At 68.0% G+C, this 16716-nt stretch carries 12 protein-coding genes; 8 read left to right on the top strand and 4 right to left on the bottom strand.

Features of this window, described 5'->3' with window-relative positions:
- Window positions 1–141: 141 nt before the first annotated feature.
- Complete coding sequence (locus HFL01S_RS16910) at window positions 142–2253, top strand: PQQ-dependent dehydrogenase, methanol/ethanol family (RefSeq protein WP_066260743.1); 2112 nt, start codon at window positions 142–144, stop codon at window positions 2251–2253.
- A 29-nt stretch (window positions 2254–2282) separates the two neighbouring features.
- Here the strand turns inward: HFL01S_RS16910 and HFL01S_RS16905 are convergent, their stop codons facing one another.
- Genes HFL01S_RS16905 through HFL01S_RS16895 form a run of 3 tightly spaced genes read right to left on the bottom strand, consistent with a single transcriptional unit; the run spans window position 2283 to window position 5739 of the window.
- Window positions 2283–2903, bottom strand: coding sequence for a 3'-5' exonuclease (locus HFL01S_RS16905; protein ID WP_066260742.1), 621 nt, complete (start codon window positions 2901–2903; stop codon window positions 2283–2285).
- Window positions 2900–5050: a sensor histidine kinase gene (locus HFL01S_RS16900; protein ID WP_066260740.1), complete on the bottom strand. Its 2151-nt coding sequence runs from the start codon at window positions 5048–5050 to the stop codon at window positions 2900–2902. Before HFL01S_RS16900 ends, HFL01S_RS16905 begins: the two co-directional genes overlap by 4 nt.
- On the bottom strand, window positions 5047–5739 hold the full coding sequence (locus HFL01S_RS16895; RefSeq protein ID WP_066260739.1) for a response regulator transcription factor: 693 nt from the start codon (window positions 5737–5739) through the stop codon (window positions 5047–5049). The genes HFL01S_RS16900 and HFL01S_RS16895 overlap by 4 nt, the downstream gene beginning before the upstream one ends.
- A gap of 167 nt (window positions 5740–5906) precedes the next feature.
- Here HFL01S_RS16895 and HFL01S_RS16890 point away from each other — a divergent pair, with 167 nt between their 5' ends.
- The gene (locus HFL01S_RS16890; RefSeq protein WP_066260738.1) at window positions 5907–7208 is read left to right on the top strand and encodes an SPFH domain-containing protein; all 1302 of its coding nucleotides are present in this window, start codon (window positions 5907–5909) and stop codon (window positions 7206–7208) included.
- A gap of 1 nt (window position 7209) precedes the next feature.
- Complete coding sequence (locus tag HFL01S_RS16885; RefSeq protein WP_245644840.1) at window positions 7210–8751, top strand: hypothetical protein; 1542 nt, start codon at window positions 7210–7212, stop codon at window positions 8749–8751.
- Between the two features lie 3 nt (window positions 8752–8754).
- Here HFL01S_RS16885 and rtcR read toward each other — a convergent pair whose 3' ends face one another.
- Complete coding sequence (rtcR, locus tag HFL01S_RS16880; protein WP_066260737.1) at window positions 8755–10359, bottom strand: RNA repair transcriptional activator RtcR; 1605 nt, start codon at window positions 10357–10359, stop codon at window positions 8755–8757.
- A gap of 182 nt (window positions 10360–10541) precedes the next feature.
- Between rtcR and HFL01S_RS16875 the strand changes: the two genes are divergently transcribed.
- From HFL01S_RS16875 to rtcA, 5 genes are all read left to right on the top strand, one after another.
- Window positions 10542–12134, top strand: a complete 1593-nt coding sequence (locus HFL01S_RS16875; protein ID WP_245644839.1) for an RNA-binding protein — start codon at window positions 10542–10544, stop codon at window positions 12132–12134.
- Between the two features lie 790 nt (window positions 12135–12924).
- Window positions 12925–14148 (top strand): RtcB family protein, encoded by a 1224-nt coding sequence (locus HFL01S_RS16870; protein ID WP_066260733.1) that lies wholly within the window; start codon window positions 12925–12927, stop codon window positions 14146–14148.
- Between the two features lie 22 nt (window positions 14149–14170).
- Complete coding sequence (locus tag HFL01S_RS16865; RefSeq protein WP_157538915.1) at window positions 14171–14785, top strand: hypothetical protein; 615 nt, start codon at window positions 14171–14173, stop codon at window positions 14783–14785.
- A gap of 44 nt (window positions 14786–14829) precedes the next feature.
- Entirely contained in the window at window positions 14830–15678 is an 849-nt protein-coding gene (locus tag HFL01S_RS16860; protein WP_066260730.1) for a nucleotidyltransferase domain-containing protein, read from the top strand.
- Window positions 15672–16715, top strand: a complete 1044-nt coding sequence (rtcA, locus tag HFL01S_RS16855; RefSeq protein ID WP_066260726.1) for an RNA 3'-terminal phosphate cyclase — start codon at window positions 15672–15674, stop codon at window positions 16713–16715. Before HFL01S_RS16860 ends, rtcA begins: the two co-directional genes overlap by 7 nt.
- The last annotated feature ends 1 nt before the right edge of the window (window position 16716 follow it).

The following is a 16716-nucleotide window of genomic DNA, read 5'->3' as shown; positions in this document are numbered from 1 at the left end:
CGGCGGTGTGGGTGAGTGTTCCACCGCAGAACACTTTTCCCACCGGGAAAACCCGGACGTGATCGGCGGCGCCCAAATTCCCACAATGAAAGAGGACAGACAACAACCAGAGGCGCAGCCTCATCCCACAGGAGACAACCCATGAACTTGTTCCACAGGGCCGTGTGTGCGCTCGGCGCCGTGCTCTGCCTCACGCCACCCGCCATCGCCCAGGTACCTGCCAAAGGCTCGCCCGAACACATCCGTGCGGCCACTGCGCGTGTCGACGGCGCGGCCATCGTCGCCAATGCCAGGACCACCAAGGACTGGCCCAGCTACGGGCTGGACTACAGCGAGGCGCGCTTCTCCCAGCTCAAGCAGATCCACGCTGGAAACGCCAAGGACCTGGGCCTGGTGTGGTCCTACAACCTGGAGAGCAACCGCGGGGTGGAGGCCACGCCCGTGGTGGTGGACGGCGTCATGTTCGTCTCGGCCAGCTGGAGCGTGGTGCATGCGATCGATGTGCGCACCGGCAAGCGCCTGTGGGTGTACGACCCGCAGGTGGACCGGGGCGCGGGCTACAAGGGCTGCTGCGATGTGGTCAACCGCGGGGTGGCGGTGTGGAAAGGCAAGGTCTATGTGGCCTCGTACGACGGCCGCCTGATCGCCATCGACGCCGCCACCGGCCAGAAGTCCTGGGAGGTCGACACCATCATCGACCGCAAGTTCAGCTACACCATCACCGGGGCACCGCGCGTGTTCAAGGGCAAGGTGATCATCGGCAATGGCGGCGCCGAGTACGGCGTGCGCGGCTACATCACGGCCTACGACGCCGAGTCGGGCCAGCAGGCCTGGCGCTGGTTCACGGTGCCAGGCGATCCGTCCAAGCCCTTCGAGGACGAGTCCATGGCCAAGGCGGCCAAGACCTGGGACCCCGCAGGCAAGTGGTGGGAGTTCGGCGGTGGCGGCACGGCCTGGGACACCATGACCTTCGATCCCGAGCTGAACCTGATGTACGTGGGCACCGGCAACGGCAGCCCCTGGGCGCAGAAAAAGCGCAGCCCGGCCGGCGGTGACAACCTCTATCTGGCGTCCATCGTCGCGCTCAACCCCGACACCGGCCAGTACGTCTGGCATTACCAGGAGACCCCGGGCGACAACTGGGACTTCACCTCCACCCAGCCGATGATCCTCACCGACCTGACGCTGCAGGGCAAGAAGCGCAAGGTCATCCTGCACGCGCCCAAGAACGGCTTCTTCTTCGTCATCGACCGCACCAACGGCGAGTTCATCTCGGCCCAGAACTTCACAGAGGTCAACTGGGCCAAGGGCTACGACAAGAGCGGTCGACCGATCGAGACCGACATCGCGCGCGTGGCGGACCGTCCCACCGAGATCATTCCCAGCGCCTTTGGTGCGCGCAACTGGCATCCGATGTCGTTCAACCCGCAGACCGGCCTGGCCTACATGCCGGTGCAGGGCGTGCCGGTGACCATGCTCGACAACAAGGAGTGGAAGTTCAACGCGCAGAACGTGTTCGAGCCGCACAGCGGCCTGGGCTGGAACCTGGGCAAGGTGCTCAACGCCGAACCGCCCAAGAGCAAGCCTTTCGGCCAGCTCGTGGCCTGGGATCCGGTGAAGCAGGCGCCGGCCTGGAAGGTCGACCATGTGGGCCCCTGGAACGGCGGCACGCTGACCACCGCAGGCAACCTGGTGTTCCAGGGCACGGCAGACGGGCGCTTCGTGGCCTACGACGCGCGCAACGGCACCAAGCTGTGGGAAGCCCCCACTGGCACGGGTGTGGTGGCTGCGCCGGCCACCTATGAAGTCGACGGTCAGCAGTACGTGTCGATTGCCGTCGGCTGGGGTGGCGTGTACGGCCTGGCCGCCCGCCACTCGGACCGCGCCGGCCCAGGCACGGTCTACACCTTCGCCATCGGCGGCAAGGCCAAGCGGCCCGACTTTGTCGAATACCGCCTGGGCCAGATGCTCAAGGGTGTGTCCTACGACCCGAAGGACGTGCAAGCCGGCACGGCGCTGTATGTGCAGAACTGCGCCTTCTGCCATGGCGTGCCGGCGGTGGACCGCGGCGGCAACATCCCGAACCTGGGCTACTCGTCGCCGGTGGTGATCTCAAACCTGAAGGACACGGTGTTGACCGGGGCACTGGTCAGCCGCGGCATGCCCAACTTCCAGGGCAAGCTCAGCGAAAGCGACGTGGAGAAGATCAAGGCCTTCATCCAGGGCACGGCCGACGCTGTGCGGCCCAAATAAAGCCGCACGCAGACAACGGGACAGCCCACTCAGGCCATCAGGGCCGCTGCCTGCCGGACAAAAAACTTTGGCAGCGCGGCCTTGGAACACGCCTGCAAGGCACACAGAAACGCGTGGTCCGGTCGCGCCACGCCGTGCTTCAACATCAGGTCGTGCCGGATGCGCCCCAGCAGCTCCGTAGCCATCTCCGCGTCCGCCAGCGCCCGGTGCGCCTTGCCCGTGCGCGGCAGGCCGAACCAGTCCACCAGCTGCCCCAGCTTGTGGCTCGGCGCATCCGGGTACAGCCGGCGCGAGAGCAGCACCGTGCAGGCGTAAGGCTGCATGGCGGGCAGCCCGCACAATGCCAGCTCGGCCTGCCAGTAGCGCCGGTCGAAACCCGCGTTGTGCGCCACCATCGGCGCGTCGCCCACGAAGCGCGCGGCCTCGGCCATCACCTGCGCCGCCGGCGGCGCGGCCTGCACCATCGCGTTCGTGATGCCGGTGAGCTGCGTGATGAAAGACGGGATGCGCACACCCGCATTCATCAGGCTCTGGAACCGGTCCACCACCCGCCCGCCCTCGGTCATCACGATCGCGACCTCGGTCGCGCGGTCGCCTAGGTTCGGCGAAGTGCCGGTGGTTTCAAAGTCGATGACGGCGATGCGGTTCATGCAGAAGTGGAAGCCCGTGAAGTGGCGCGTGGCAGGCGCAGGGTGAAGGTGACGCCGTCTGCGGCGTTCGCGGCCGTGATGGTGCCACCCATCTTGGCCATGTAGGTGCGCGCGACGAACAGGCCCTGTCCGCGGCCCTCGCCCTGCGCGCCGCTGGCCGCGCCGTCGCTCACGCCGTAGTCGAAAATCTTGTCCAGCAGCGCCTCGGGAATCGGCGGGCCGGTGTTGTGGATTGCCAGCGCCACCATCGCCTCGCCCAGGCCCGACAGCGCCAGCGTCACCGGCGTGCTGGCCGGGCGGAAGCGGTCGGCGTTGCGCAGCACATGGGTCACCACGTCCTCCAGCGAGTGTTCGTCGGCCTGCACCCAGACCGGCGCGCCGGCCGGCGCGTAGACCACGTCGGCGATACCCGCATACGGCGCGTTCTCGGCCACGTGGCGCAGGAAGGTGTCCAGGTCCAGTGCGTCCACCTCCACCGTCGCCGCGGTGATCGCCTCGCTCGGCGAGGCCGTGCCGTAGAGCACGCGCACCGCCTGCTGCATGCGGTGCACATAGCGGTGGCTCGGGTCGGCCGCGTCGCCGTGCAGCACCATCAGCGACTGCAGCGGCGACATGATCTCGTGGCCCACCGCGTGCCACATGTCGCGCTCCTGCTCGTTGCGCAGGTGCTCGCGCCGCACGCCCTCCTTCACCCGCTGGAGCAGCGCCGCCAGCGTGCTCGCGAGGATGCCCATCTCGTCGCGGCCAGCCATGTCGCGCACCTCCAGCTCGCCCAGCCGCCGCTCCACCTGCGGGTCCTGCATGTTGTAGTTCAGCGCCGCCGCGCGCTTGGTCAGCAGCGCCACTGGCCGGATCAGGCCCAGCTCGATCACCAGCCAGGCCAGGAAGATGGCGGCCAGCATCGCGCCGACGAAACCGCTCACGCGCGTGGCCGTCGCGCTCAGGCTGCGGTCCACGCTGGCCAGCTCGCCGCTGAGACTGAGCTGGTAGCGGCCGCTCGAGGTGCTCACGGTCTCGCTGGCCTGCACCTGCGTGCGGATGTCGCTGGAGGGCAGCCGCAGGATCAGGCGCGTGAGCCAGGGCGCGGCCACGCCCTCGCCCTGCGCCTGGCCGCGCAGCTGCGTCACCAGCTGCGGCGTGCTGCCACCCAGGCGTTCGATGCGCAGCACCTCGCCCTCGGACAGCGTGCCCGCCAGTTGCTGCAGCGAAAACGGCTGCACCGCGTCCGGCCGCGCGCTGTCGAACAGCACCTGCCCGCCCGGCGCCACCCACTGCAGCTGCAGCCGCGTCTGCGCCAGGTCGGCGGGCGGCCAGGTGCGCGGGCCTTTCGCAAACAGCGCCTTGCGCCAGGCCTCGACCGGCACGCGCAGCGACAGCAGGCTGCGGCGTGCGCAGTCCGGCAGGGCCTGGCCCGGCACCGCGCAACCCGCTTCCTGCCAGAGCCAGCCGCGGAAATCGCGCACCGGCAGTGAGCCCTTGACCAGCAGCGTGCCCTCGCCCGCGAAGCCGGTGATGCGGCCGCGCAGCCCGCCGTCGCCCAGGTCGGCCGGCGCGTCGCCCGGCGCCTCGAAGGGTGCGACCCAGCGCTCGGAGCCCGCGCTGGTCTCGGCGCGGATCACCGCGTGGCTCACAGGGCCCAGTTCCAGCGTGCCCTTCTCGCGCGCCACCGCGGGCGGCAGCACCAGGTCGGCCACCAGGTAGACCACGCCGCCCGCGTACGCGCTGTTGCCCACGCCCACGCACAGCTGCCCGCCGTCGTCCGGCCAGTGCACCGCGCAGCCGCTCATCTCCACCGCCTGCCGCGCCTTGAACGGGTCGGAGTAGTCGAGCGCCGAGAACGGCAGCACCACCGGCGAGAGCCCGGCTGCCGAAGGCGCCACCGCGTCGGCGTTGATCAGCGCGAGCTGCCCGGTCGGGTGGCGCAGCTGCGCGGCCAGGGTGGAGAGCGTCTGCCGGAAGCCCGCCTCGTAGCGCGCCCGCGCGCGCTGCTTCTCTTCGGCCAGCAGCGTCAGCGCCAACCCCACCACCGCCAGCGCCAGCAGCAGGAACACGCCGTGGAACACGATGCGCCGCCGGAACGCCGCCAGCGGCAGCCGCGGCAGCGTGAGCGCCGGCAGCGAGGGCAGGTCCAGCGGGCCGAACTTCATCTTGACCAGCGGAAGCCGCGCATGGGGACGTTCTCGATCGCGTCGAACGTGGGGTCCAGATCGCGGAACGCGTCGCGGATCGCGCTCACGTGCTTGCGCACGTTGTCGCGGTTGCGCCCGCTCTTGACCACCTCGAACAGGTCTTCGTAGCTCACCGTCTGGCCCTTGTGCTGCACCAGCACGGCCAGGATGCGCTGGGCCGTCAGCGGCAGGTTGATGCGCTGCCCGCGCCAGGTGGGCGAGCGCTGCCACAGTGGGTCCAGGCTCAGTTCGTCGTCGGCCGCGGCCGCCGGCTCGGCGCCCTTCTGCGAGCGCGCGCTGCGCAGGATGTCCAGAAAGGTCTCGACGAACTCGGCCTCGTCGAAGGTGGTCTTCTGCAGGTAGTCCCAGGCGTCCAGCGCCTTCATGATGCTGCGGTAGATGGCGGCCGGCATTGCCGAGACCACCAGCACCGGCGTGCCCTGGTGCAGCTTGTTGATGGTGTTGATGATGGCCACGCCCGCGTGCCGCTCGCGGCCCAGCTCGATGTCCAGCACCACCAGGTCGTAGCGCTCGCGCGCCAGCGCGGCCTCGGCGCTGTCGCGGTCGAACCACTGGTGCACGGTCAGCTCCGGGCGGGCGGCTTGGATCCAGCCGGCCAGCTGGTCGCTGGTGGGGCGGTCGTCTTCGATCACGGCAACGGTGGGCATGGGCCGATTATCGAAGCGCCCCGGGATGGGCCCCTGTGAGTTTTTCTTCCGGGGCCGGCGGCAAACCCGCCCGGCGGCCGCATTGAGACTTCCGCGCCACTCCGGAACGATGCAGGGCATGGCGAACCCGCGGTTGGGAACGCCGGCCACAACACCCGGAGGACACCATGCTGCACCGACTCAAGACCCTCACCCGTTCCACCCGCCTGGCCCTGGCGCAATGGCTGCGGGGGGGGCGCATCGCCACCGCCGACGCGGGCGATGACACCGTGGGCACCGACGCGGTGGACCGCGCCCCGCGCCAGCCCTACCCGTTGCGCCCCGTGCTGCTCACCCTGGGCACCGCCGCCATCGCCACCGGCGCTGCGTGGACGCTGGTGAAACACCCGCCGGTGCAGCCGCTGGAACCCGGCCATCTGGCGCTGCGCACCAACAACCTGACCGGCGACACCAGCGTCTGGCGCGAAGGCCCCGTCTGGGTGTGGCCCGGCCTGCACCAGCTCGCCACGCTGTCGCTGCAGGACCGCACCTGGATGGCCGTCGCCATGGCCACGGCCGACGGCCCCGCCCCGGCGCAGACGGTGGAAGGCCTGTCCATCGGCATGGACCTGCGGGTGCGCTACGCCATCGACCCCTCGCGCATCGGCGGCGCGAAGGCGCTGAGCTACCCGAAGGACATCGACGGCCAGATCGTCGAGCCCGCGGTGCAGGCCACGGTCTACAAGATCGTCGCCCGCCACACGGTGCGCGAGATCTTCTCCTCGCAGCGCGCCCAGATCGAGCAGGACATCGAAACCCAGATCCGCGAGCGCCTGAAGACCGATGGCCTGCTGCTGCGCTCGGTGCACATCGGCAAGATCGACCTGCCTGAGGACTACCGTCGAGGCATGGAGGTGCTGCTGACCGAAGGCCTGTCGGCCGAGAAGATGCGCTACACGCTGGAGCTGCGCGAGAAGCAGGTGAAAGAAAGCGAGCTGACCGCCACGGCCGAGAAGGCACGGCGCGAGGTCGAGGCCGAGGCCGCTGCGCGTGAACAGGTGATCGCGGCCAAGGCGCAGGAAGAGGCGATGAAACACGTGCTGCCGCTCAAGCAGCGCCAGATCGAACAGCGCCAGCTCGAAGCCGAGGCCGCGCGCGTCTCGCGCGTCAAGCAGGCCGAGGGTGCGGCCCAGGCGCGCCGCATTGAGGCCGAGGGCGAGGCCGAAGCGCGCCAGAAACTGGCCGACGCCGAGGCCTACCGCCTCAAGAACATCGGCAAGGTCAACGCCGAACAGATGGCGATGGAGGGCGCGCTGATCACCAAGCACCCGCTGCTGATCCAGAAGACCATGGCCGACCGCCTGAGCGACAAGGTGCAGGTCATCATCGCGCCGCCCAACAGTGGTGGCTTCATCGGCGGCAACCTGCTGGGCAACGTCGCCGCCGCACCGCGCAACACCGAACTGCCCGACGACGACGGGGAGCAATGAGATGAGCTTCAAACCCAAAACCCGCTGGGCCCGTTACCTCTGGGCCGGCACCCTGGCCATCGCGCTGGCCGCCACGCTCTACACCGCCACGGTCCGCGCCGCCACCACCACCACCGCGTCCGCGCCGGCCGCTGCCGTCGGCCTGGTGACGCGCGACAAGGTCGTCCTGCGCGCCGCGCCCAGCGACAGCGCCGCCAGCCAGACCCTGCTCTGGCGCGGCGAGGCGCTGGAGATCCGCGGCGCCCAGGGCGACTTCCTGCAGGTCTGGGACCACCACCGCGAGCGCGGCGGCTATGTGCGCGCCACCCAGCTCATGCGCGTGGCCGGCGACGCCGCCGAGGCGCCGCAGCTGCTGGCTCTGATGAGCTTCGTGAGCGAACAGCCCGGCGCAGAGCCGCTGGGCCTGGCGCTGGCCGCCGCCGCCATCCAGGCCCTGCCCACCGCCGCGCTGCAGGGGCCGCCCGGCGCGGCCGTGATGGACGCCATCGGCCGCCAGGCCGAGCGCCTGGCCGAACGCGCCACCGCCGGCACCGGCCGCGCCGACGACCCGCTGCTGACGGCGCACCTGGACGTGGCGCGCCGCCACGGTGTCGAGCTGACCACACGGGAACAGGATGGCCGCATGAACATCTGTTACGAAGGCGATGCCTGGCGCCGCCTGCTGGTCCTGCCCGCAGCCAGCGCCGAACAGAAGGCCCGCGCCGCGCTGGCCCTGACCCGCGCCGAGTGCCTGGAACAGCCGGCCCGCATCGCCGACCGCGAGGCGCTGGACGAAGGCCTGGCCGACCTGCTGGCCCACGCCGACGCACCGGCGCTCGTGCCCCACTGGCGCGCCCGCATCGCCACGCGCCAGGCCGAGGTGTGGAGCCGCATCGCCTACGCCCGCGCCCAGCGCAACCAGGCCGACACCGCGCGCCAGGCGGCGCAACGCGCCATCGACGCCATCGGCCGCATCGAGAAGGCTGAGCTGGTCGACGACGACCTCGCGCGCTTCCACGCCGCCGCCGTGCGCGTGAACGCCGTGCGCTGGGCCGCCGCGCCGGCCGTGCCCGCATCGGGCCGCCTGACCGTCGCCACCCGCCGTGCCGACGACGGTCAGACCTGCGTGAGCCTGCGCGACCCGAAAGCCAAGGCCGACGCACCCGCACTGGCCGAACGGTGCAGCTGGGGCCAGGTCTGGGCCGCCTCGGCCGCGCCCAACCGCGAAGGCACGGCGCTGGCGCTGGCGGTGCAGCCGGTCGACGGCTGGCGCGAGCTGTGGGTGTTCAGGAAGGACGCAAGCGGCTGGGCCGTGCAGGTGCTGCCGCCCGCCGCGCTGCAACCTGGCACCGGCTACGCCGAGTTCGCCGGCTGGGAACCCGGTGGCCAGCGCATGCTGGTGGCGCGCGAGGCCCTGGCCGAAGGCAAGACGATTCGCCGCTTCGAGGTGGTGAAGGTGGCCACGCTCACACCAGAACGCACCGCCTTCGACGCCGAGGCGCTGGGGCCGTTCAGCCGCTGGCCGGATGCGGCTTGGAAGCGGGAGTCGCTGGCGTTGCGCTGAGGCTCACTGCGCCAGATCGTCCCAGCGCAGCCCAAACTTCTGCAGGTACTTGCGCAGCCGGTCGGCGTCGTTGACCACGCTGCGCTGGCTGCGCGAGCGGTCGAACAGCGTGCGGCCGGCTTCCGACAGGTTGCGTGAGGACCGGCAGACCGCAACCACGCTTTCCAGCTGCAGGCGGTCGAACAGGTCCATGGTGTCCAGCTGTTCGGTGGGCAGCAAGGTGCCCAGGTCGACCGCCGCCGTGGCGCCGCCGGCCGGGGCGTCGTCTTGCCAGAGCCAGCGCAGGCGCTGCAGCTCCGCTTCCACCAGCGGCGTGCCGATGCGCCCGCCTTCGGCCAGGGTGCACAGGCGCGTCACACTGGCCGCGAGGTCGCGGAAGTTGCCGCGCCAGTGCGCCTCGTGCGATTGCGCGAAGCGCAGGTACAGCGCCTTGGCCTCGGCGTTGAAGCGCACGGCGCGGCCCAGCTCGGCCGCGCTGCGCACCAGCAGGTGGTCGATGTTGGGCTCGATGTCCTGCGGGCGCTGGGCCAGCCCCGGCAGGTGGTAGGACCAGAGGTTGATGCGCGCGAACAGGTCTTCGCGAAAACGACCCGCGCGCACGTCGGCCCGCAGGTCGCGGTGGGTGCCGGCAATCAGCTGGAAGTCGCTCTGCACCTCGCGGTCGCTGCCCACCGGGTAGAAGCGTTTTTCCTCCACCGCCTTGAGCAGCATGGCCTGCTCGTCCAGCCCCAGTTCGCCGATCTCGTCCAGGAACAGCACGCCCCCGTGCGCCATGCGCAGCAGGCCGGCGCGGTCGGTTGCGGCGCCGGTGAAGGAGCCCTTCTTGTGGCCGAACAGGGTCGAGGCCGCGCCGTCGCCTTGCAGCGTGGCGCAGTTGACCTCGACGAACTCGCCCGCCACCTGGTGGCGCGACTTCTTGAGCTCGAACATGCGCCGCGCCAGGTGCGACTTGCCCGCGCCGGTCGGCCCGGTCAGCAGGATCGGCGCCTTGGAGCGCAGGGCCACGCGTTCGATCTCCTCGATCAGCGCGTTGAAGGCCGGGTTGCGCGTGGCGATGCCGCTCTTGAGGAAGTCCAGCGCGTCGCGCTGCGCCGCCTCGAAGCGCTGGGCCAGGCCGTCGTAGCGCGAGAGGTCCAGGTCGATCAGCGCGTAGCTGCCGGGGTTGCCCGTCCGCTGCTTGCGCGGCGGTGAGGTCTGCAGCAGCACGCCGGGAATGTGGCGCGCCTCCGTCAGCAGGAACATGCAGATCTGCGCCACGTGCGTGCCGGTGGTGATGTGGGTCCAGTAGCGCTCGCGCTCGGGCTGAAAGGGGTACTGCTTCACCCAGTCGTAGAGCACGCCATAGACCTCGCCGAAGTCCCAGGGGTCGGCCATCTGCAGCGGCACCAGCCGCACCTCGGTCTCGGGCGACGCGGTCTCGATGTCCTGCTTCACCTGATCGGCCAGGGCCTGGTGCTGGCGCGTGTAGAGCAGCTCCAGGCGGTGCACCTGCATGTCTTCGTGCTGCGCCAGTGAGACCGTGGGCCGCCACTTTTCCCAGCGCCCGGCGCCGCGACCGCTGTCGAGCTGGGTGCCGAGGAATCCGATGACGACGGTTTTGGATGGCATGGCTTCATGGATAGATAGTTAGCTGAAATTCTATATTTCAAGGTGTAGGTGTTGACGACACGACGGGCTGGTTGGGCCTTTTCATGAAAAATTGTTCAATTAAATCAATGATCTAAGAGAAATCCGGTTGATCCGATCCCGACCTGGCACACCCGTTGCAAAGGAAGAAGCACACAAGTTGAATGAACACGGAGAACAACATGGTCAACACCCAACTCTTCCAGACGCTCAAGGGCCGGCTGCTGCCCCAGGCCACGGCCCGCAACCAGGCCGGCGCACCCGCCTACGCCCTGAGCCCCAAGCACCGGTTGGCGCAGATCGCGGCCACCGGTTGCCTGAGCCAGACCTTCTACGCCGACGCCCAGTCGCAACTGGACGCGGTGCAGACGCTGGCCGCGCAAGTCGAGCCCGCCTTCGTCGCCAAGACCGCCGTGTACGCCCGTCAGTCCGCCTACATGAAGGACATGCCCGTGCTGCTGGCCTCGATGCTGGCGGTGCGCGAAGTGGCTCTGCTGTCGCAGGTGTTCGGCCGCGTGGTGGACAACGGCAAGACGCTGCGCGGCTTCGTGCAGATGCTGCGCAGCGGCGCCCTGGGTCGCAAGTCCCTCGGTACGCGGCCCAAGAAGCTGGTGCAGCAATGGCTGCTCAACGCCACCGAAAAGCAGCTGCTGAACGCCGCTGTGGGAAACACGCCTTCGCTGGCCGACGTGGTGAAGATGGTGCACCCCAAGCCTGCCGAGGCCTGGCGCGCCGCCTGGTTCGCCTGGCTGATCGGCAAGCCGTATGACGAGGCCGCGCTGCCGCCCGCCACGCAAGCCTTCGAGCGCTTCAAGCGCGCGCTGGCTGCAGGTGAGGTTGCCGAGGTGCCGGACGTGCCGTTCCAGATGCTGACCGCGCTGGAGTTGCAAGCCGATCAGTGGGCGCAGATCGCCCGCGCCGGTTCGTGGCAGATGGTGCGTCAGAACCTGAACACCTTTGCGCGGCACGGCGTGTTCGAGCAGCCCGGTATGACCGAAGCGGTCGCGGCGAAACTGCGCGACCCGGTGGCGGTGGCCAAGGCGCGGGTGTTCCCGTACCAGCTCATGGCGGCCTTCAAGGCCTGCGGTGAGAACGTGCCGGCTGCCGTGCGCGAGGCGCTGCAGGACGCGATGGAAGCGGCGCTGGTGAACGTGCCGGCGCTGCAGGGTCAGGTGGTGGTGTGTCCCGACGTGTCGGGCTCCATGGGTTCGCCCGTGACCGGCCACCGCGTGGGTGCCACTTCGTCGGTGCGCTGCATCGACGTCGCGGCCCTGGTGGCAGCCGCCGTGTTGCGCAAGAACCCGCAGGCCCGTGTGCTGCCGTTCGAACGCGACGTGGTGAAGCTGACGCTGAATCCGCGCGACTCGGTGATGACCAACGCCCAGGCGCTGGCCGCCATCGGTGGTGGTGGCACCAACTGCAGCGCGCCGCTGGCTCTGCTGAACCAGCAGCGCGCGAAGGTGGATCTGGTGGTCCTCGTCTCGGACAACGAGTCGTGGGTCGATGCGCGGCGCGGTGGCGCGACGCACACGCTGATCGAGTGGGAAAAGCTCAAGCTGCGTTGCCCGCAGGCCAAGCTGGTGTGCATCGACATCCAGCCCGACGGCACCACGCAGGCCGTGGAGCGCGCCGACATCCTGAATGTCGGAGGCTTCTCGGACGCGGTGTTCACGATGCTGGCGCAGTTTGCCAAGGGCAACGCTGGTGCAGACCACTGGGTGGGCGAGATTGAGAAGGTCTCGCTGGCCCAGCAGTAGAAAGAAGAAAACGTCGTCGCGTGGCGAATGCAGGTGGGACTACATCCAAACTGTCTTGTCTCACCACTTGTTGGTCGCCACGCGGGGGCCGTTGAGAGGATGATTTTTTGCGCGAATGCGGACAGGACTACATCTGGATGCCGGGGTTCGAATCCCCAACCGGGCAACCGGTCAAGGCTACGTCTTGTCGATCTGGTCGCGCTCTTTTGTTTTGGATGTCTCGCGGCGAATGCCGGTGGAACTACAGATGCTCGTGGTCGCGGGTTCGAATCCTGTCGGCTCCATCACTGGGGTCGTAGCTCAGTCAGGTAGAGCACGAGAAAAACGTTTCACCAACCCTTGTCGCCGAGGGACATCCTCCTCATTTCGCAGCGAATGCAGATGGAACTACAGGTAGACGCACACGACCTTCGGGACGTGGGCCAAGGACTTCGAAAGCGGTCTGCGGCGCCCGGGTTCAAATCCCGGTCCAGCAATGGATGGCGGAGAAAAAACGTTTCAACAACCCTCGTCGCTGCATTTTTTTGAAGGTCACGGGCGCGCTGGCACAGAAGGGAGCGCCACTGCCAAAAATGATTAGACATGCCGGCAGGCTGGGTAACACCAGGTGGGGCAGGCAAGTCGGTGGGTGAGCAAGGTTGAGGATGCAGGTGCTGGCTCCGATGACGGGTCTGCCACTGGCGCGCGTTTCCAATCACCCACTGGGCCACTGGACTCAAAACCGTGGTTGCCCCATTGATGCGGGTTCGAATCCCGTCGCGTCCACCAGATATCTATGGAGAAACAAAGAATGAACTACAACACCGAACAACCCGAAGGCGGCGTGCCCATCAAGATGTGGACCCAGGGCGTGCCCGTCGAAGACGAAGCGAAGAAGCAGCTGGCCAACACCGCGCGCCTGCCCATCGTGTTCAAGCACATCGCGGCCATGCCCGACGTGCACTTAGGGATAGGCGCCACCGTGGGCTCGGTGGTGCCGACTTTCAAGGCCATCATCCCCGCCGCGGTCGGTGTGGACATCGGCTGCGGAATGATGGCCTGCAAGACCACGCTTCGTGCTGAAGACCTGCCGGACAACCTGGGGCCGCTGCGCGCCGCGATCGAGAAGGCCGTGCCGCACGGCATGACGCCGATCCGCCAGCGTGCGGGCCGCGACAAGGGCAGCTGGGAGAACCCGCCCTCGCTGGTGGACCAGGCCTGGTCCACGCTCAAGGACGAGTTCGACGCGATCTGCGAGCAGTACCCGCGCCTGAAGAACACGAACAACTACAAGCACCTGGGAACGCTGGGAACCGGCAACCACTTCATCGAGGTCTGCCTCGACGAGGCCGGTGCCGTGTGGTTCATGCTGCACTCGGGTTCGCGTGGGGTGGGGAATGCCATCGGCACCACCTTCATCGAACTGGCGAAGAAGGACGCCGAGCGCAACAACGTCCACCTGCCCGACAAGGACCTGGCGTACTTCGAGGAAGGCTCACAGTACTTCGGCGACTACGTGCGTGGCGTGGGCTGGGCGCAGAAGTTCGCGCGCCTGAACCGCGAGGTGATGATGAAGAACCTGGTGGCCACGGTGAAGCAGGTGATCACCAAACCCTTCGAGACGCACGTGGAAGCGGTGAACTGCCACCACAACTACGTGCAGAAGGAAACGCACTTCGGTGAAGAGGTGTTCGTGACGCGCAAGGGCGCGGTGAGCGCGAAGAAGGGCGAGCTGGGGATCATCCCGGGGAGCATGGGCGCGCGCAGCTACATCGTGCGCGGCCTGGGTAACCCCGAGAGCTTCGAGAGCTGCAGCCACGGCGCGGGCCGCGTGATGAGCCGCACCAAGGCCAAGAAGATGTTCACCGTCGAGGACCAGATCAAGGCGACCGAGGGCGTGGAATGCCGCAAGGACGAAGCCGTGATCGACGAGATCCCGATGGCCTACAAAGACATCGACGCGGTGATGGAGGCGCAGAAGGACCTGGTGGAGGTGGTGTACACGCTCAAGCAGGTGTTGTGTGTGAAGGGGTGAGCACTTTCAAGGGAGAAACCACATGAACAAACTACCGAAAGAAAACAAGAAGTCATCACCAGATTTTTCGCAACGGCTTGTCGACGACGTGCGAAAGGAAATGAAAGCTTCCGGTTGTGTTTTCGACTTCACCGTACGGGTCGTGGAGCCCGACGAATCGGTCCCTTCGGAAATCCAGCATCGCGAGGTTCTCGACACGTTGTTTCGCGAAATCAGGGAGCGCAATGAGGTCGACTGCAAATTGGAGTTTGACCTGACCCATGCCCGTCCGACCCGTTGGGGTTCGGACCAGATCGTCGATCCGCGACCTTTCGTGCCGGGTGCTTACGCATCGTCTATCAAACCGTTTGCATCGGTCACCGATTTCGAATGGCTGTTTCAATCATTTGACAACCCGCCCTACCGGGCGATGTGCAGACAAGGACTGTTCGCCGACTTCTGTGAGGTTGTTGGGCTTGACGCCGACCAGGAAATCGATGTGCTGGACTGGGTCGGAAATTGCGATGCCGAACCAGAGCGCAGCACCTGGAGCAACTATTTTGACGCTGGGAAAGAGTGGTGGGGCATCTGGTGTCTGACGGTCTGGAATCCACGAAAAAGGACCATATCCGCCCTGGCTGCCAGCAGCACGGACTGATCAATAGAGATTGCATAGATGAACTGAAATCTATGACAAAAAACATGTCACACAAACAAGAATTCCTCCACTCCGCCCACCCCATAGACCCCGCCATGCGCGAACAGGTCATGGACCACCTGCGCGCCATCGAGGTCGAGCACCAGGTCACCATCCTCTTCGCCTGCGAATCGGGCAGCCGGGGCTGGGGTTTCGCCTCGCCCGACAGCGACTACGACGTGCGCTTCATCTATGTGAACCGCCTGCCGTGGTACCTGACGGTGGCGCCGGGGCGCGATGTGATCGAGCTGCCGATCAGTGGCGACCTGGACATCAACGGCTGGGACCTGCGCAAGGCGCTGGGTCTGCTGCGCGAGTCCAACCCGACGCTGCTGGAGTGGCTGCGTTCGCCCATCGTGTACCGCGAAGAGACCGAGGTGATGGCGCGGTTCCGCGCGCTGGCCGAGCAGGTGTTCTCCAACGCCAAGGGCTGGCACCACTACGCCTCCATGGCGAAGAAGAACTTTCGCGAGCACCTGCAGGCCGACACCGTGCGCTACAAGAAGTACCTCTACGTGCTGCGCCCCCTGCTGGCCGCGCGCTGGATTCGCGCGCAGCCCGGCGTGCCGCCCATGCGCTTTGCCGAACTGGCCCAGCACACGCTGGACCCGGCGACCGACGCCGCGCTGATCGCCGAGATCAATGCCTTGTTGGAAGTGAAGATGCGCGCCGGTGAGGCCGCCACCAGTCCGCGCTGGCCGGGCATCCACGCGTTCATCGAGGCCGAGTTGGCGCGCAATGCGGTGGAGCCGGTGCAGGCCTTGCCCACGCGAGGCGCGGTGGCGCTGGATGCGATGCTGCACGACACCGTGCTGCGCTTCGATCCCACCGCGATGAAGGAGCCCGCATGCTGACCATCGACGGTTCCACCGGCGAAGGCGGTGGCCAGATCCTGCGCACCAGCCTCTCGCTGTCGATGATCACCGGCCAGCCCGTGACCATCGAGCGCATCCGCGCCAAGCGGCCCAAGCCGGGCCTGATGCGCCAGCACCTGGCCTGCGTGCTGGCCGCGCAGGCGGTGTCGGGCGCGCAGGTGAGCGGGGCCGAGCTGGGTTCGCAGACGCTGGTGTTCGAGCCCGGTGCCCTGCGGCCCGGTGAGCACCGCTTTGCGGTCGGCTCGGCGGGCAGCTGCCTGCTGGTGCTGCAGACCTTGCTGCCGGCGCTGATGCTGGCCGACGCGCCGAGCCGGCTCTCGCTCTCGGGTGGCACGCACAACCCGCTGGCGCCCAACTTCCACTCCATCGAGCGCGCGTTCCTGCCGCTGCTGGCGCGCATGGGCGCGACGGTTGGCGTCACCTTGCGCCGGCATGGCTTCTACCCCGCGGGTGGTGGCGAGATGCTGGCGGAGATCGCTCCAGCGGTTGATGGCCTGCAACCCTTCGACCTTCGCGAGCGGGGCGCAGCCTGCGCGTCGTTCGCCGAATCGCTGGTGGCGGCCGTGCCGCGCCGCGTGGCCGAGCGCGAGCTGGCGGTGCTGGGCGAGGCGATGGGCTGGTCCGGCGACCAACTGCGCATTCCCAACGTGCGGCAGAACGAAGGCCCGGGCAACGCGCTGATGCTGACCCTGGCGCACGAGCACGTCACCGAGGTGTTCACGTCCCTCGGCGAAAAATCGCTCAGCTCCGAACAGGTGGCCGCGCGCCTGCTGCGCGAGCTGCGGGCGCACCAGGCCAGCAGCGCGGCGGTCGGCCCCCATCTGGCCGACCAGCTGGCCCTGCCCGCGGCGCTGGCGGTGCAGCGCAGCGGTCGTGAGATGGCCTACACCTGCAGCGAGGCCACCGAGCACCTGCGGACCAACTTGGCGGTGATCCAGCGCTTTCTGCTGGTGCGCGCCACGCTGACCCAGGAGCTGCCGTCGCGCTGGTGCGTGCGCCTCACGCCCGGCCTATGAT

The organism is Hydrogenophaga flava NBRC 102514 (assembly GCF_001571145.1).
GTDB classification, from domain to species: Bacteria; Pseudomonadota; Gammaproteobacteria; order Burkholderiales; family Burkholderiaceae_C; genus Hydrogenophaga; species Hydrogenophaga flava.
This window is presented reverse-complemented; position numbering and strand designations above follow the sequence as displayed.

What these genes read in the sequence shown, in the direction of transcription:
- HFL01S_RS16890 (WP_066260738.1), top strand. Translation starts at nt 5,907, where the DNA reads ATGCTGCACCGACTCAAGACCCTCACCCGTTCCACCCGCCTGGCCCTG.
- rtcA (WP_066260726.1), top strand. Translation starts at nt 15,672, where the DNA reads ATGCTGACCATCGACGGTTCCACCGGCGAAGGCGGTGGCCAGATCCTG.
- HFL01S_RS16865 (WP_157538915.1), top strand. Translation starts at nt 14,171, where the DNA reads ATGAACAAACTACCGAAAGAAAACAAGAAGTCATCACCAGATTTTTCG.
- HFL01S_RS16905 (WP_066260742.1), bottom strand. Translation starts at nt 2,903, where the DNA reads ATGAACCGCATCGCCGTCATCGACTTTGAAACCACCGGCACTTCGCCG.
- HFL01S_RS16885 (WP_245644840.1), top strand. Translation starts at nt 7,210, where the DNA reads ATGAGCTTCAAACCCAAAACCCGCTGGGCCCGTTACCTCTGGGCCGGC.
- HFL01S_RS16895 (WP_066260739.1), bottom strand. Translation starts at nt 5,739, where the DNA reads ATGCCCACCGTTGCCGTGATCGAAGACGACCGCCCCACCAGCGACCAG.
- HFL01S_RS16870 (WP_066260733.1), top strand. Translation starts at nt 12,925, where the DNA reads ATGAACTACAACACCGAACAACCCGAAGGCGGCGTGCCCATCAAGATG.
- HFL01S_RS16900 (WP_066260740.1), bottom strand. Translation starts at nt 5,050, where the DNA reads ATGAAGTTCGGCCCGCTGGACCTGCCCTCGCTGCCGGCGCTCACGCTG.
- rtcR (WP_066260737.1), bottom strand. Translation starts at nt 10,359, where the DNA reads ATGCCATCCAAAACCGTCGTCATCGGATTCCTCGGCACCCAGCTCGAC.
- HFL01S_RS16860 (WP_066260730.1), top strand. Translation starts at nt 14,830, where the DNA reads ATGTCACACAAACAAGAATTCCTCCACTCCGCCCACCCCATAGACCCC.
- HFL01S_RS16910 (WP_066260743.1), top strand. Translation starts at nt 142, where the DNA reads ATGAACTTGTTCCACAGGGCCGTGTGTGCGCTCGGCGCCGTGCTCTGC.
- HFL01S_RS16875 (WP_245644839.1), top strand. Translation starts at nt 10,542, where the DNA reads ATGAACACGGAGAACAACATGGTCAACACCCAACTCTTCCAGACGCTC.